The sequence below is a fragment of the Micromonospora sp. NPDC051925 genome, from assembly GCF_044548625.1.
In the GTDB taxonomy this organism is placed as follows: domain Bacteria; phylum Actinomycetota; class Actinomycetes; order Mycobacteriales; family Micromonosporaceae; genus Micromonospora.
In genome coordinates this window covers 84,109-99,556 of the sequence record NZ_JBIUCH010000025.1, presented here as the reverse complement: position 1 = coordinate 99,556, position 15,448 = coordinate 84,109, and the positions used below count along the sequence as shown (strand labels likewise).

10 protein-coding genes and 1 rRNA gene are annotated in these 15,448 nt (G+C 71.8%); 8 read left to right on the top strand and 3 right to left on the bottom strand.

Annotated features, from left to right (window positions below; all coding sequences use genetic code 11):
- Positions 1-93: ribosomal RNA gene (rrf, locus tag ACIG87_RS28070) — 5S ribosomal RNA — on the top strand; the annotation flags it as partial.
- A gap of 187 nt (positions 94-280) precedes the next feature.
- Here rrf and ACIG87_RS28065 read toward each other — a convergent pair.
- Positions 281-964: a hypothetical protein gene (locus ACIG87_RS28065; protein ID WP_396854526.1), complete on the bottom strand. Its 684-nt coding sequence runs from the start codon at positions 962-964 to the stop codon at positions 281-283.
- A gap of 68 nt (positions 965-1,032) precedes the next feature.
- Here ACIG87_RS28065 and ACIG87_RS28060 point away from each other — a divergent pair, with 68 nt between their 5' ends.
- From ACIG87_RS28060 to ACIG87_RS28050, 3 genes are all read left to right on the top strand, one after another.
- Entirely contained in the window at positions 1,033-3,651 is a 2,619-nt protein-coding gene (locus ACIG87_RS28060; protein WP_396854524.1) for a valine--tRNA ligase, read from the top strand.
- Between the two features lie 239 nt (positions 3,652-3,890).
- Positions 3,891-5,162, top strand: coding sequence for a bifunctional folylpolyglutamate synthase/dihydrofolate synthase (locus ACIG87_RS28055; RefSeq protein ID WP_396854537.1), 1,272 nt, complete (start codon positions 3,891-3,893; stop codon positions 5,160-5,162).
- Entirely contained in the window at positions 5,159-5,629 is a 471-nt protein-coding gene (locus ACIG87_RS28050; protein WP_396854522.1) for a DUF4233 domain-containing protein, read from the top strand. The genes ACIG87_RS28055 and ACIG87_RS28050 overlap by 4 nt, the downstream gene beginning before the upstream one ends.
- Positions 5,630-5,635: 6 nt before the next feature.
- Here the strand turns inward: ACIG87_RS28050 and ACIG87_RS28045 are convergent, their stop codons facing one another.
- Positions 5,636-7,030: a VOC family protein gene (locus tag ACIG87_RS28045; protein WP_396854520.1), complete on the bottom strand. Its 1,395-nt coding sequence runs from the start codon at positions 7,028-7,030 to the stop codon at positions 5,636-5,638.
- Between the two features lie 142 nt (positions 7,031-7,172).
- Between ACIG87_RS28045 and ndk the strand changes: the two genes are divergently transcribed.
- Positions 7,173-7,598 carry a nucleoside-diphosphate kinase gene (ndk, locus tag ACIG87_RS28040; RefSeq protein ID WP_328343754.1) on the top strand — a complete coding sequence of 142 codons (426 nt, stop codon included), beginning with the start codon at positions 7,173-7,175 and terminating at the stop codon, positions 7,596-7,598.
- Positions 7,599-7,701: 103 nt separating this feature from the next.
- On the opposite strand, the gene ACIG87_RS28035 is transcribed toward ndk, so the two are convergent.
- A complete protein-coding gene (locus ACIG87_RS28035) occupies positions 7,702-10,152 on the bottom strand; it encodes a glycogen debranching N-terminal domain-containing protein (RefSeq protein ID WP_396854518.1) in 2,451 nt (816 codons plus the stop codon).
- A 166-nt stretch (positions 10,153-10,318) separates the two neighbouring features.
- Here ACIG87_RS28035 and ACIG87_RS28030 point away from each other — a divergent pair, with 166 nt between their 5' ends.
- From ACIG87_RS28030 to ACIG87_RS28020, 3 genes are all read left to right on the top strand, one after another.
- Positions 10,319-11,101, top strand: coding sequence for an alpha/beta fold hydrolase (locus tag ACIG87_RS28030; RefSeq protein ID WP_396854516.1), 783 nt, complete (start codon positions 10,319-10,321; stop codon positions 11,099-11,101).
- Between the two features lie 292 nt (positions 11,102-11,393).
- Entirely contained in the window at positions 11,394-14,540 is a 3,147-nt protein-coding gene (gene ileS, locus ACIG87_RS28025) for an isoleucine--tRNA ligase (protein WP_396854514.1), read from the top strand.
- A 149-nt stretch (positions 14,541-14,689) separates the two neighbouring features.
- Positions 14,690-15,382 (top strand): lysophospholipid acyltransferase family protein, encoded by a 693-nt coding sequence (locus tag ACIG87_RS28020; protein WP_396854512.1) that lies wholly within the window; start codon positions 14,690-14,692, stop codon positions 15,380-15,382.
- Positions 15,383-15,448 lie beyond the last annotated feature (66 nt).

Below are 15,448 nucleotides of genomic sequence, written 5' to 3'. Positions count from 1 at the left end.
ACGCCCGGTCACATTCCGAACCCGGAAGCTAAGCCCTCCAGCGCCGATGGTACTGCACTCGGGAGGGTGTGGGAGAGTAGGACACCGCCGGACAACCCTTTCACCAGTAGGCCCACCCCACCACGGGGCGGGCCTACTGGCATTTGACCACCACCACACGATGACATGACCACCCGACCAATGGGCGGGGACCGCTCGACGTTGGCGTGGGCGAGCCGGTCCACGGATCATGACGACGGAGAGCCCTCGAACTCGGGCCGGGAAGAGGCGACAGGGGCGTTCAGCCTCGGGTCTGGACGCCGTCGCGAATCTGGCGGAACAGGCCGGCCGACTCGTCGACGGCACGGTTGGCGAACATGCCCATCGCCACGCTGCCGTGATCCGCCCAACCGCAGATCGCGAAGTCGCCCCCGTCGCCGCTGGTCCGGCCGCACTTCATCACGCCGCCGTACCTACCGGCCGGCACGTCGCGGAGGTCGGTCACCCGGCCGGTCTCGTCGGCCATCAGTCCGAAAAGGCTGTCCAGGTCACGTTCCGGCTGCCAGAGCAGGGTGGTGCCGCCGAAGAGCAGCACCGCCCGCTTCGCGTCGGCCGGATCGCGGTAGACCGTACCGAAGCTGCGGTCCAGCTCGATATCGGCGGCGAAGCCGCTGCGCAGGTAGTCGGCGGTGCTGCGGGCCTCTTCCGAGTCGTCGCGGTGGAGACCGGCCACATGGTCGGGCGTACCGAGCCGGACGTCCTTCTCCTGGGCGATGCGCCACCCCGCGACGCCCAGCGCGGCGGCGCCGGCCAGGCCGACCACGAGCGCGACGGTCAGCGCGATCCGCCGGCGTCGGGACGCCCGGGGCCGCTGCTGCGGGTCGTGCTCCGGGTCGTGGTTGCTCAACCGGATGGGCTCGTCGGTCAGCTCGACCGGTTCCGGGCCCTCGATGAGCTGACGCTCGGTGAGATGTGCGTCGGACATGTCGCCACCGTACGCGAATGACCGGTGGCGCACGTCAGGTCCGCAGAAGCGCTCCGTAGACTTTCAGGGTGACCGAGAGACTGGATGCCCGACGCCCCGACGCCCCGACCCTTGCCGGCCAGTACCAGCCCGGCGAGGTAGAGCAGCGACGGTACGCGCAGTGGGTAGCCGCCGGCCACTTCCGAGCGTCGGCGCAGAGTGACAAGCCCCCCTTCACCATCGTCATCCCCCCGCCGAACGTCACCGGGGTGCTGCACATGGGCCACGCCCTGGACCACACCGTCCAGGATTCCCTGGTCCGCCGCAAGCGGATGCAGGGGTACGAGGCGCTCTGGCTGCCCGGCATGGACCACGCCGGCATCGCCACCCAGAACGTGGTGGAGCGGCAGCTCGCCGGTCAGGGGCTGTCCCGGCACGACCTCGGCCGGGAGAAGTTCGTCGAGCGGGTCTGGCAGTGGAAGGCCGAGTCGGGTGGCGCGATCCTCGGCCAGATGCGTCGGCTCGGCGACTCGGTCGACTGGGACCGGGAGCGTTTCACCATGGACGAGGGCCTGTCCCGGGCCGTCCAGACCATGTTCAAGAAGCTCTACGACGACGGGTTGATCTACCGGGCCAACCGGATCATCAACTGGTGTCCGCGTTGCCTGACCGCGCTGTCGGACATCGAGGTGGAGCACACCGAGGACGAGGGCGAGCTGGTCTCGATCCGGTACAGCGACGACGTGGTGGTCGCCACTACCCGGGCCGAGACGATGCTCGGGGACACCGCCGTTGCCGTGCACCCGGACGACGAGCGGTACCGGCACCTGGTCGGCACCGAGGTCGAGGTGCCGCTGACCGGCCGGCGCATCCCGATCGTCGCCGACGGGCACGTCGACCCGTCGTTCGGCACCGGCATGGTCAAGGTGACCCCGGCGCACGACCCGAACGACTTCGAGATCGGCCAGCGGCACGACCTGCCCGCGTTGACGATGATGGACGAGCGGGGCGTCATCACCGCGCCCGGCCCGTTCCAGGGCCTGGACCGGTACGAGGCCCGCCCGGCCATCGTGGCGGCGCTGCGCGAGCAGGGCCGGATCGTGGCCGAGAAGCGGCCGTACCTGCATGCGGTGGGGCACTGCTCGCGGTGTCGTACCACCGTCGAGCCCCGGCTGTCGTTGCAGTGGTTCGTCAACACCGCCCCGCTGGCCAAGGCGGCCGGCGACGCGGTGCGCGACGGCCGGGTGAAGATCGAGCCGGCCGAGCTGGCCAAGCGCTACTTCGCCTGGGTCGACAACATGCACGACTGGTGCATCTCCCGGCAGCTCTGGTGGGGTCACCGCATCCCGGTCTGGTACGGCCCGAACGGCGAGATCGTCTGCGTCGGCCCGGACGAGACGGCCCCCACCGGCGAGGGCTGGCAGCAGGACGAGGACGTCCTGGACACCTGGTTCTCCAGCGGCCTGTGGCCGTTCTCCACCCTCGGCTGGCCGGAGCAGACCCCCGACCTGGCGAAGTTCTACCCGACCAACGTGCTGGTCACCGGCTACGACATCCTCTTCTTCTGGGTCGCCCGGATGATGATGTTCGGCCTGTACGCGATGGACGGCCGGCAGCCGTTCGACACCGTCGCCCTGCACGGCATGGTCCGCGACCAGCACGGCAAGAAGATGTCGAAGTCGTTCGGCAACGTGGTCGACCCGCTGGACTGGGTCGACCGGTACGGTGCCGACGCGACCCGGTTCACCCTGGCCCGGGGCGCGAACCCGGGCGGGGACGTGCCGGTCAGCGAGGACTGGTGCCAGGGCTCCCGCAACTTCTGCAACAAGCTCTGGAACGCCACCCGGTTCGCGCTGCTCAACGGCGCGCACACCGAGGGGCCGCTGCCGGCCGCCGACCAGCTGTCGACCGTCGACCGGTGGATCCTGTCCCGGCTGGCGCACGTCACCGCCGAGGTGGACGAGCAGTTCGAGGCGTACGAGTTCGCGAAGGTGTGCGACCTGCTCTACCACTTCGCCTGGGACGACGTCTGCGACTGGTACGTGGAGCTGGGCAAGCCGGTGCTCGCCGAGGGCGGTCCGGCCGCCGACGCCACCCGCCGGGTTCTCGGGCACGTGCTGGACCAGTTGCTGCGACTGCTGCACCCGGTCATCCCGTTCGTCACCGAGGAGCTGTGGACCGCCCTCACCGGGGGCGAGACGGTCATGACGGCGGCCTGGCCGGTCGCCGACCGTACGCTGGTGGACGACGCCGCGGAGCGCGAGGTCGGCACCGTCCAGCGGGTGGTGACCGAGATCCGGCGGTTCCGCTCCGACCAGGGGCTGCGGCCGACCCAGCGGGTGGCCGCCCGGCTGGACGGGCTCACCGGGGCGGGGATCGCGGCGCACGAGCCGCTGATCCGCTCGCTGGTCCGGCTGGACGCTCCGGCCGACGACTTCCAGGCCAGCGCCACCCTCGCCATGCCCGGGGAGGTCAGCGTGGAGCTGGACACCCGGGGTTCGATCGACGTGGCCGCCGAACGGGCCCGGCTCACCAAGGACCGGGCGACCGCCGAGAAGGAGGTCGCGCAGGCCCGCGCGAAGCTCGGCAATCCGGCCTTCGTCGGGAAGGCGCCCGAGCCGGTGGTTGCCAAGATCCGCGACCGGCTGGCGGCGGCCGAGGCCGACCTGATCCGGATCGATGCCGCTCTGGAGGCGCTTCCCTCGTGACCGACCGCACCGAACCGACCGCCCGTGCCGACGGCACCGAGCGCACCGGCCGTACCGACCCCACCGGCCTTGCCGACGGCACCGGTCGTGCCGACCCGACCGCCGGTGCCGACGGCGCTGCCCGCGTCAACGGTGCCGGCCGTACCGATCCGACCCACCGCAACCGGGCCGGCGGCGGTGCCGACCGGGGCGAGTTCGCCGCCGTCGACGCCGAGCTGGCCGCGCGCGGCTTCACCCGGATGCACTTCGAGCTGGACCGCATCGAGATGCTGCTCGACCTGCTGGGCAGCCCGCAGCGGGCGTACCCGTCGATCCACCTCACCGGGACCAACGGCAAGACGTCCACGGCCCGGATGATCGACTCGCTGCTGCGGGCCTTCGGCCTGCACACCGGCCGCTACACCAGCCCGCACCTGGAGACCGTCCGGGAGCGGATCAGCCTGGACGGGGAACCGGTCACCGAGGAGCGCTTCGTTGCCACGTACCGCGAGGTGAAACCGCTGGCCGACCTGGTCGACCAGCGGTCGGCCGAGCCGCTGACCTACTTCGACCTGACCACCGCGCTGGCCTTCGCCACCTTCGCCGACGCGCCGGTCGACGTGGCGGTGGTGGAGGTGGGGCTGGGTGGCGCCGAGGACTCCACCAACGTGCTCCAGGCCGGGGTGGCCGTGCTCACCCCGATCGGGCTGGACCACACCGAGTGGCTCGGCGACACCCTGGAGGACATCGCCCTGCACAAGGCCGGCATCATCCACCCCGGCGCGACGGTGGTCGCCGCCGCGCAGGAGGAGGAGGCAGCCCAGCCGATCCTGGAACGGTGCGCCGAGGTCGGCGCGACCGTCGCCCGGGAGGGCGTGGAGTTCGGGGTGCTGCGCCGCGCGGTCGCCGTCGGCGGCCAGGTGCTGACCATCCAGGGCCTCGGCGGGGTGTACGACGAGGTGTTCGTCCCGCTGCACGGCGCGCACCAGGCGCAGAACGCGGCGGTGGCGCTCGCCGCCGTCGAGGCGTTCCTCGGGGCCGGGGCGAAGCGGCAGCTCGACATCGAGGCCGTCCGGGAGGGCTTCGCCTCGACCAGCTCCCCGGGGCGGTTGGAGAAGGTCCGTAACGCCCCGACCGTGCTGCTGGACGGGGCGCACAACCCGCACGGGATGGCCGCCACGGTCACCGCGCTCCAGGAGGAGTTCGCGTTCAGCAAGCTGGTCGGGGTACTCGCCGTGCTCGGCGACAAGGACGCCGCCGCTCTGTTGGAGTTGCTGGAGCCGGTGCTCGACTCGCTCGTCGTCACCCGCAACAGCTCGCCCCGGGCGATGCCCGCAGACGAGCTGGCCGAACTGGCCCGGGAGGTCTTCGGACCGGACCGGGTGCAGGTCACCGCCGACATGCCGGACGCCATCGAGGCCGCCGTCGCCGAGGCCGAGTACGAGGTCCCCGGCGAGTTGTCCGGGGTGGGGGTGCTGGTCACCGGTTCGGTGGTGACGGTGGCCGACGCCCGACGGCTGCTGAAGCGATGACCGGGCCGATCCGGGGCCGGTCGGACCGGGCCCCCGACGGTGGGCTGCCGGACGAGGGATCGTCGGAGGGGGCCCTCGACGGTGGGCTGCCGGCCGAGGGAGCTTCGGAGGGGGCGCAGCCGACCGGGCGGCGCTCCGGGCTGCGTAACCCGGAGGCGGCCGTCCGGGGCCTCGGCGCCGGGACGCTCGGGCTGGAGGCCCTGGTCCTGCTGCTCGCCATCCAGCCGCTCCGAGTGGTCGGTGGCGACTTCGGCGGGGCGGCGATCGCGGCCACCGTGGCGTTGGCCGTGGCGGCGGTGCTGCTGGCCGGCCTGATGCGCCGCCCGTGGGCCTGGCACGGGGGCACGGTGCTCCAGGGGCTGCTGCTGCTCTCCGGCCTGCTGCACTGGTCGCTGTTCGGGCTCGGGGTCATCTTCGCCCTGGTGTGGGCGTACGCGCTGCACGTGCGGCGGGTCATCCTCGGCTGAACGGGGTCACGCCTCGGCGCGTTCCCGCCACTGGGTCAGCGCGATGCCGTGACCGTCCGGGTCGCGGAAGGCGGCGGCCCACACCTCCAGCTTGGTGCCCCGGTTGACCACCCGGGGCGCATAGGTGAACCGGAGCCCGGTGTCCTTGAGCCGCCGGTACGCCGCCTCGATGTCGTCCACCTCCAGGTTGACGTGGACCAGCCGGCGGTTGATCGGGGCTGCCCCGGTCACCTCGCGCAGCACCAGCCGGGTCGCCCCGGAGGCGAGCACGGCGTTGCCGGAGCCCCGGTCGAACTCCTCGAAGCCGAGCACGTCACGGTAGAAGTCCAGCGACCGGGACAGGTCGGTGACCAGCAGAGTGATCCCGACGCCACTGATCGGGGCGGCCGGGTCGTCCTGGTCCGCCGGGGCGGTGGTCGGGTCGAAGCCGAAGATCGCCTCGTCAAGCTCACCGGGGTCGAGTCGGCCCTCGGCGGCTGCGGGGGGGTCCAGGGGCACGTCGACCGGGTCGAGGATCGGCTCGTCGAACCGCTCCTCGGCCGGCGTGCGGGGGGTGGGCGTGGCCACGGTGGTGGCGGTGGCCCGACGGGGCAACGGGCCGGTCGTCGGCTGCTCGACCACGGTGCCCTCCAGCACCACCGGGCCACCGGGCCGTTGGTGCACCACCACCGCTTCCCGCTCGTCGGTCAGCACCTCGACGTCGTCGCGCAGCGGCTCGGCCCGTGTCGGCTCCGGGCGGGGCGGCTCCGACCGCAGCGGGTCTGCGGGCGGCGGGTCGCGCAGGTCGTCGCGGAACTCGTTCCGGAACCCGTCGCGGAAATCGTCCCGGAATCCGTCCCGGAACTCGTCACGGAAGTCGTCGTCGGCCGTCCGGCCGGCCCACGGCGGGGCCTCCTGCTGGATCAGCAGGTCGTCGAGCGGCTCCGCGCCGGCGTACTCGGGTGGCAGGTCTGCCGTGGTCGCCGCGGACTCGGTGTGGGTCGGTACCTCGTCCCAGAGGACCCGGACGTGCCGCTGGTCGTCGAGGGCCACCCGGACCGGCAGGGTCTGCCCCAGCGACGGCCACTTCGCCACCGGTACCCGAGGCTCGATGATCTTCTTGGACCGGGGCGGCATCCCCGGAGCGTCGATCACCAGTTGGAGTTCGCAACGGCCGAAGGAGTACTGGGTGGGCGGCTCGGAGGCGCTGTGCACGTGGCCGACGCCGACCACCCAGGTGCGCCCGCCGCCGCGCACGGTGCCCATGGCGACGGCGAGCACCACCAGGGCCACGCCCAGCGCGACGATGGCCCAACTGGTCATGCCCAGCCCGAACAGGACGACGAAGGCCGCCACGGTGCCGAGCACCGCAGCGATCAGCTTGCGTACCGGTGCGATGGTGCGGTTCCCGCCATTCGCCACAGTGGACCTCCCAGGGGTCAGAGCCAGGCTAGGCCGTACCGGCGACCGAGGGAAAGAGCAGCCGCCGAGCCGGTGCCGGGACCGGGTCGCTAGGCTGACCGTACCCAGCCGAACCGCCTTCCGCGCACAGGAGGAACCCAGCGTGTCCAGCAGCAGCCCGGATGAGCGCACGCTCGTACTGATCAAGCCCGACGCGGTGCGCCGTGGCCTGGTCGGCGAGATCATCTCCCGCTTCGAGCGCAAGGGCCTGCGGATCGACGCGCTGGAGACCCGGACGCTGGACGGTGGGTTCGCCGACCAGCACTACGCCGAGCACGTGGACAAGCCGTTCTACCCGCCGCTGAAGACGTTCATGACCAGCGGGCCGCTGGTGTCGCTGGTGCTCTCCGGCGACCAGGTGATCGAGGTGGTGCGCGCGATGATCGGCAGCACCGACGGCCGTAAGGCCGCCGCCGGCACCATCCGTGGCGACCTGTCGCTGTCCAACCGGGAGAACCTGGTGCACGCCTCGGACTCCACCGACAGCGCCAAGCGCGAGATCGCCCTCTGGTTCCCCACCCTGGACTGACCGGTTGTTGACGGCCCGGGTCACCGCCTGGCGTCCCGGGGCCCGATCGTCCCGGGACGCCGCGGGGCGGCCCGTCCCCTCCGGGACGTCGTCGTGCCGTCCGCTACCGGTCCGGGCGGTCGCGGAAGGGGCGGCCCCGGCCGAGGGCGTCGGCGTACCCCCAGCGGCCCTTGATGTCGAGCAGTTCGATCTGACCCAGCTCCTCCGGCATCGCGGCGTCGACGGCCAGGTGGTCCTCGTACGGTTCGAGTCCGAGCAGCGTGCGTAGCAGCAGCAGGGGCGCTGCGGCCGAGGGCGCGTACGGGCTGTCGGTGAAGCCGTGCGGGACCGGCACGTGGGTGATGGCCCGGTCGTAGCCGGTGATGTACGCCGGCAGCCGGCCCTGGAAGTGCTGGGCGGCGTCCAGCAGCCCGGTGGCGATCCGGGCGGCCTGCGCCCGGAAGCCGGCCCGGCGCAGCCCCCAGGCGATCAGCGAGTTCTCCCAGGGCCAGACCGCGCCGGTGTGGTGACCGAGCGGGTTGTACTGGGCCGCCGTGCTGGCCAGGGTGCGGATCCCCCAACCGGAGTAGAGCGCCGGTGAGAACAGTTGCGCCACCACCTCCTCGGCGCGGCCGGGGGCGACGATGCCGGTGCAGAGCAACTGCCCGATGTTGGAGGTGAGGGAGTCCAGCGGGGTGCCGTCGATCTGCAACGCCACCGCGTAGTGGCCGCGCTCCGGCAGCCAGAAGTCCCGGTCGAACCGCTCCCGCAGCGCGGCGGCGTCGCGCTCCAGCCGGTCGGCCCAGACCGGATCGGCCCAGAACCGGCGGGCCATCCGGGCGGCCCGTCGGCGGGCTTCGTAGGCGTACCCCTGGATCTCGCAGATCGCCTGGGGGAAGGTGGCCGGCCGGCCGTCGGCGAAGCAGATCGCCTCGGTGGAGTTGCGCCAGCTCTCGTTCTGCGGCCCGGTCCGGGTCGGGTGGCGGGTGGACCAGACGTAGCCGCTGCCGGTCGGGTCGGCGTCGGAGTCGGAGTCGAGCCAGCCGATGGCGGCCCGGACCTCGAACTCGAACCGGTGCACCAGCTCCGCGTCACCGGTCCAGCGTTCGTACTCGTCGAGCAGGATGACGAAGAGGGCGGTGGTGTCGGCCGCGGTGAAGCTGGTGGCCTCCGGGGTGTCGTTGAACGCGCCGGAGTCGCCGTACCGGCTCTCCTGGACGATCTTGCCGGGCTGCTCGCCGCGGAACGGGTCCTGCCGGACGCCCTGGCTGAGCGCCAGGATGCGCAGCGTGTTGACCGCCCGTTCGGGCATGAAGGGCAGCGCCTGGAAGCTGCTGATCAGGCTCTCCCGGCCAAGCAGGGCCATCGACCAGGGCAGCCCGGTGGCGGGCAGCGCGGCCCGGAAGTTGAGCCCGGGGTAGTGCAGCGCGGCCAGGTCCCGGATGCCGTTCTCGTAGGCCTGCTGCAACGGCTTGTGGTCGGCACGCAGCCGTGGCACCTCGGCGGTCCGGGCGGTGATGTCCCGACCCCGCTGGTAGTGGCTGCGGCCGGCTGAGCTGGTCAGTCGTTCCCGCAGGTCGCGGCGGCGCAGGTCGCGGACGAGAGTCAGCACCCGCAGCCGGGTGGACCAGCTGTCGTGCGGTGCCACGGTGAACGTCCAGGTCAGCCCGTTCTCGTCGAGGTGGGCCGGCGTGGAGGAGGTGATCACCGTCTCTCGGTGCAGGGTGCCCCGCTTGTAGTGCAGCCGTAGGGCGTCGCCGTCGATGGTGGCCGTCACGGGTCGGCTGCGGTGGAAACCGTCCCGGACCTCCAGGACCTCGGCGAAGTCCGCCCGCGCGTCGAGCCGGACGGTGTACCGCACCGGCTCCGGGTCGTAGTTGAACAGGGTGATCGCTTCTTCGAACTCCGGGCCCACCCAGCGGTGCCGCAGGACGGAGGTGGTGGCGTTGACGTAGTGGGTGGGTTCACCGGGCACCAGACCGAACTTCGCCTCGTAGGTGGCGACCTCGTCGACGGAGAGCACCGAGAGCGGCTCGGAGTTGACGGTCAGCTGCCAGGTCGACAGGAACCGGGTGTCGAAGGAGAAGAGCCCGAGCGGCGCGGCCGGCGCGGTCGGCACGTCCCCGTTGCGGGCGCTGATCATGAAGATGTTGCCGGAGAAGACGCTGGTGGCCTCGTACAGCCCGATGAAGCTCGGCTCGGTGCGCCGGACCAACCGGGCTGCCGGCTCGGTCCCGGCGCTGTCGGCAGGTACCGGCAGCAGTCGCCGGAAGGTGAGCAGCAAAGCCAGGTCACCCTCGACCGAGAGGGCGCCGCGCAGCAGCATCGCCACGGTGTTGTCCCGTCCGGCCAGCAGCCGGACGAACGCCTCCGGCCGGATCTCCACCGTGCAGTCGGGGCGCTCCCCGCTCCGGGCCACCTGGGTCTGCCCGTCGACGAGCCGGACGAACCAGGTGGCGGTCGTCCCCTCCTCGTCGACGAAGTCGAAGCGGAGCAGCCCACGGGCGGTGGCGGGCAACCGGCCCGGGGAGTGGTCGGGCAGGCCGGCGAAGAACTCGTCGATCTGTGCGTCCACCGCCCACTCCCGTCCGCCGACACGTCGTTCCGCAGACACGTCGTTCCGCCGCATCACCAAAAAGGATCAGATGTGCCAAAAGGAACAATACGCCGTGACGGTGGGGGGTGCGCGCGCTTAAGTGGAAGGGACAGTCACCATCCGCACACTCCGGGGAGGTCCGACGGTGGACGGGCAGACAGCCGCAGGAATGCGGTACTGGACGTACGGGCACGGCCGGCGCGGCACCTTCCTGCTGGTGCACGGCTGGTGCTGCGACCACGAGTTCATGGCACCGCTGGCCCGGCACCTGGCCGCCCGGCAGGCCCGGGTGATCGCTGTCGACATGCCCGGCCACGGGGCCAGCCCACCCCCGGCCGACGGCTACCGCGTCGACGAGATGGCCGGCCACCTGCGAGCCCTGGCCGACGCGCTCGACCTGCGCCGGGTCTTCGTCCTCGGGCACAGCCTGGGCGGCGTCTGGTCGTTGGCGGCAGCCGCCGGTGACCGGGACCGCTTCACCGGCCTGGGCCTGCTCGACTCCGCGGTGGCCGGGCCGCCCGGTTCCGCCGCCGCGATCGGCCAGGTGGCCGCCTCGCTGCGGGACGACACCGCGGGCACGGCCCGGGAGTCGATCGTCCGGTCGTACTTCCTGCCGTACTCCGATCCCCGTCTGGTGGAGCGGGTGGTGGCGGCGATGGCCCGGCCCTCCACCGAGGTCGCCTACGCGCCGATCGCCGGGCTGGCCGACTGGACCGCCGAGGAAGGGGACGTGGCCGCCCTGCGCCGCTGGGACCGTCCGCTGCTGTACATCGGCAGCAACGCTCCGTTCGCGGACTACGCGCGGCTTGCCCAGCTCGCGCCGGAGGCGGTGATCGGGCAGACCGTGGGCTCCGGGCACTTCGTCCAACTGGAGGTGCCGGCCCAGGTCGACGCCATGCTCGACCGCTACCTGGAGATCACCCACTGACCCCGGGCCGGCGTTACTCGGCGGCGGGCACCGCTGCCGGTCGAGTATCCTTGCCAGTACAGGCGACGACCCGGCCATCACCGGTGAGCCTCCGGAAGAAACGGTGGCGACACCGGAGTAGAACCGGACGGGGCGGCCCGTCACAGCCGGCCAACGAGCGGGCGGTCGACCCTGACCGCCAAGCGGGGTGGTACCGCGGGCCCGGCCCGGGGCGTCGACGACGGCGTACCGGCGAAGGGCTCGTCCTCGCAGACCACGAGATCAGTGAGCTGCCAGAGGAGAGCGACCCCCGATGGGCTATCCGTTGCACGACCCGACCGCCGCCGGTGTCCCGGCGAGCCCGGACCTGCCCGCGGTCGAGCGCCGGGTGCTGGAGCACTGGACGGCCGACCGGACCTTCGAGGCGTCGGTCGAGGTCCGCCCCGCCGGCGACGACGGCAAGAACGAGTACGTCTTCTACGACGGCCCGCCGTTCGCCAACGGCCTGCCGCACTACGGCCACCTGTTCACCGGGTACGTCAAGGACGTGGTGCCGCGCTACCAGACCATGCGCGGCCGGCACGTGGAGCGGCGCTTCGGCTGGGACTGCCACGGCCTGCCCGCCGAGGTGGTGGCCGAGAAGCAGCTCGGCATCACCAGCAAGGCGGAGATCCTCGACCTCGGGGTGGCCCGGTTCAACGAGGCGTGCCGCTCCTCGGTGCTGGAGTTCACCCAGGACTGGGAGCGGTACGTCACCCGGCAGGCCCGCTGGGTCGACTTCACCAACGACTACAAGACCCTCGACCTGGACTACATGGAAAGCGTCATGTGGGCCTTCAAGACCCTGCACGACAAGGGTCTGGTCTACGAGGGCTTCCGGGTGCTGGCGTACTGCTGGCGGTGCGAGACGCCGCTGTCGAACACCGAGACCCGGATGGACGACGTCTACCGGGACCGGCACGACCCCACGCTGACCGTGTGGTTCGGGCTGACCGCCGACGAGTCCGCACCCGAACTGCTGCGCGGGCCGGTCCGGCTGGGCGTCTGGACCACCACGCCGTGGACCCTGCCGTCGAACCTGGCGCTCGCCGTCGGCCCCGATATCGAGTACGCGGTGCTCGACCGCGCCGGGGAGCGGTTCGTCGTCGGCGCGGCCCGGCTCGGCGCGTACGCCAAGGAGCTGGAGGGTTACCAGCAGGTCGGCACGGTGTACGGCCGGGACCTGGTCGGACGCCGCTACACCCCGCTCTACGACTTCCTGGTCGAGCAGGCCGGCCAGAACGCCTACCAGGTGCTCGGCGCGGACTTCGTCACCACCGAGGACGGCACCGGGATCGTCCACCTCGCCCCGGCCTTCGGCGAGGACGACCAGAACGTCTGCAACGCCGCCGGCATCCCGACCGTCGTCACCGTCGACGACCACACCCGGTTCACCGCACTGGTCCCGCCGTACCAGGGTGAACAGGTCTTCGACGTCAACAAGCCGGTGATCCGGGAGCTGAAGGAGCGGGGGGTGGTGCTCCGGCAGGACACCTACACCCACTCGTACCCGCACTGCTGGCGCTGCGACACCCCGCTGGTCTACAAGGCGGTGTCGTCGTGGTTCGTCGCGGTGACGAAGTTCCGGGACCGGATGGTCGAGCTGAACCAGCAGATCAACTGGACGCCCGGCCACATCAAGGACGGCTCGTTCGGCAAGTGGCTGGCCAACGCCCGGGACTGGTCGATCAGCCGGAACCGGTTCTGGGGCTCGCCCATCCCGGCCTGGAAGTCCGACGACCCGAACTACCCCCGGCTGGACGTCTACGGCTCGCTGGAGCAGATCGAACAGGACTTCGGCGTACGCCTGACCGACCTGCACCGGCCGGCCGTCGACGACCTGGTCCGGCCCAACCCGGACGACCCGACCGGCCGGTCGATGATGCGTCGGGTGCCGGAGGTGCTGGACTGCTGGTTCGAGTCCGGCTCGATGCCGTTCGCCCAGGTGCACTACCCGTTCGAGAACGCGGAATGGTTCGAGCACCACTACCCGGGCGACTTCATCGTCGAGTACATCGGGCAGACCCGGGGCTGGTTCTACACCATGCACGTGCTGGCCACCGCGCTGTTCGACCGGCCGGCGTTCCGCAACTGCCTCAGCCACGGCATCCTGCTCGGCTCCGACGGGCGCAAGATGTCCAAGAGCCTGCGCAACTACCCGGACGTCTACCACGTCTTCGACGCGTACGGCTCGGACGCGATGCGCTGGATGCTGATGTCCTCGCCGGTGCTGCGTGGCGGGGACATGCCGGTCACCGAGCCGGCGATCCGGGACTCCGTCCGGCAGGTGCTGCTGCCGCTGTGGAACGTCTGGTACTTCTTCTCGCTCTACGCCAACGCCGACGGCCACACCGCGCGGCGGCGGGTGGACTCCACCCATCTGCTCGACCGGTACGTGCTGGCCAAGACCCGGGAACTGGTGGAGACCGTCGGCGCGCAGATGGACGCGTACGACATCTCCGGGGCCTGCGCCACCGTCCGGTCCTACCTGGACGCGCTGACCAACTGGTACGTGCGTCGCTCCCGGGACCGGTTCTGGTCCGGCGACGCCGAGGCGTTCGACACCCTGTGGACCGTGCTGGAGACGCTCTGCCGGGTGGTCGCGCCGCTGGTGCCGCTGACCGCCGAGGAGATCTGGCGCGGGCTGACCGGCGAGCGGTCGGTGCACCTGACCGACTGGCCGTCGGCGCAGGAGTTCCCGGCCGACCACGACCTGGTCGCGGCGATGGACGCCACCCGGGAGGTCTGCTCGGCGGCGCTGTCGCTGCGCAAGGCCAAGGGGCTGCGGGTCCGGTTGCCGCTGGCGAAGCTGACCGTGGCCTCGCCGGTCGCGGCCCAGCTGCGGCCCTTCGCCGACCTGGTCGCCGACGAGGTCAACGTGAAGGCGGTGGAGTTCTCCGAGGAGGTCGCCAGCTACTGCCAGCAGGTGCTGACGGTGGTGCCCCGGGCGCTCGGCCCCCGGGTCGGCAAGCAGGTCCAGCAGGTGATCAAGGCGGTCAAGGCGGGGGAGTGGGAGTTGGTCGACGGTGCTCCCGTCGCCGCCGGGGTCACCCTCGCCGAGGGCGAGTACGAGCTGCGCCTGATCGCCGCCGACGCCGAGCACTCCGCGCCGCTGCCCGGCGGTGAGGGCGTCGTCGTGCTCGACACCGAGGTCACCCCGGAACTGGCCGCGGAGGGGCTGGCCCGGGACGTGGTCCGGGTCGTGCAGCAGGCCCGCCGGGACGCCGACCTGGACGTCTCCGACCGGATCGTGGTGGCCGTGTCGGCCGCCGAGGAGGTCCGGGCGGCGGTGTCGGCGTACACCGGGTTCGTGGCCCGGGAGGTGCTGGCGGACACGGTGGACTTCGCCGACGGCATCGAGGGCTTCGTCGGTGAGGTCGGCGACGGCGAGCCGGTGACGGTGGCCGTCCGACGGGTGTGAGATGCGGGGAAGGGCCCCTACCCTCGCGGAAGGAGCCCTTCCCCGCCCCCGCCATCCAGCAGGCGGACGGGTGTGCACCCGTTGGGTTGCGAGAGCATCCGTCCGCTACCGTGACACCGCCTGTTCAACGTACGACCGCCGGAGGACCAGTGCCGCTGCTCTACACCATCGGCAAGCTCACCGTGGGGCCCGCGATCCGGCTGGCCTTCCGCCCGGTCGTGGAGGGGCTGGAGCACATCCCGGCCAGCGGCGGCGCGATCTTCGCGGGTAACCACCTCTCCGTCGCCGACGAACTGCTGCTCGCCACCGTCGTTCCCCGGCACCTCGCCTTCTGGGCCAAGTCGGAGTACTTCACCGGCACCGGCCCGAAGGGCGCGCTGTCCAAGTTCGTCCTCACCGGCCTGGGTGCCATCCCGGTCGAGCGGGCCGGTGGCCGGGCCGCGCTGTCCGCGTTCGACGCGGCCATCCCGGCGTTGCGCGGCGGTGACCTGGTCGCCGTCTACCCGGAGGGGACCAGGTCACCGGACGGGCGGCTCTACCGGGGGCGCACCGGCACCGCCCGGTTGGCGGTGGCGGCCGGCGTCCCGGTGATCCCGGTGGGCGCGATCGGCACCGACAAGGCCCAGCCGATCGGCACCCGGGTGCCCCGTCCCGGCAAGGCGAAGATCATCCTGCGGTTCGGCAAGCCGTTGGACTTCACCGGCCGCTCCGATGACCGTACCTCGTTGCGGGAGATCACCGACGAGCTGATGGCCGAGATCCAGAAGCTCACCGGCCAGGAGTACGTCCCCCGGTACGCCCCCCGGCGGGTCGAGCCCACCCCGGGCGGGACGTCGGCCTGAACGGCGCAGCGGGGGGCCGTACCGGCGGGTGCCGATCGGCTCCCCGAGCGAAGGATGAGTCGGTTT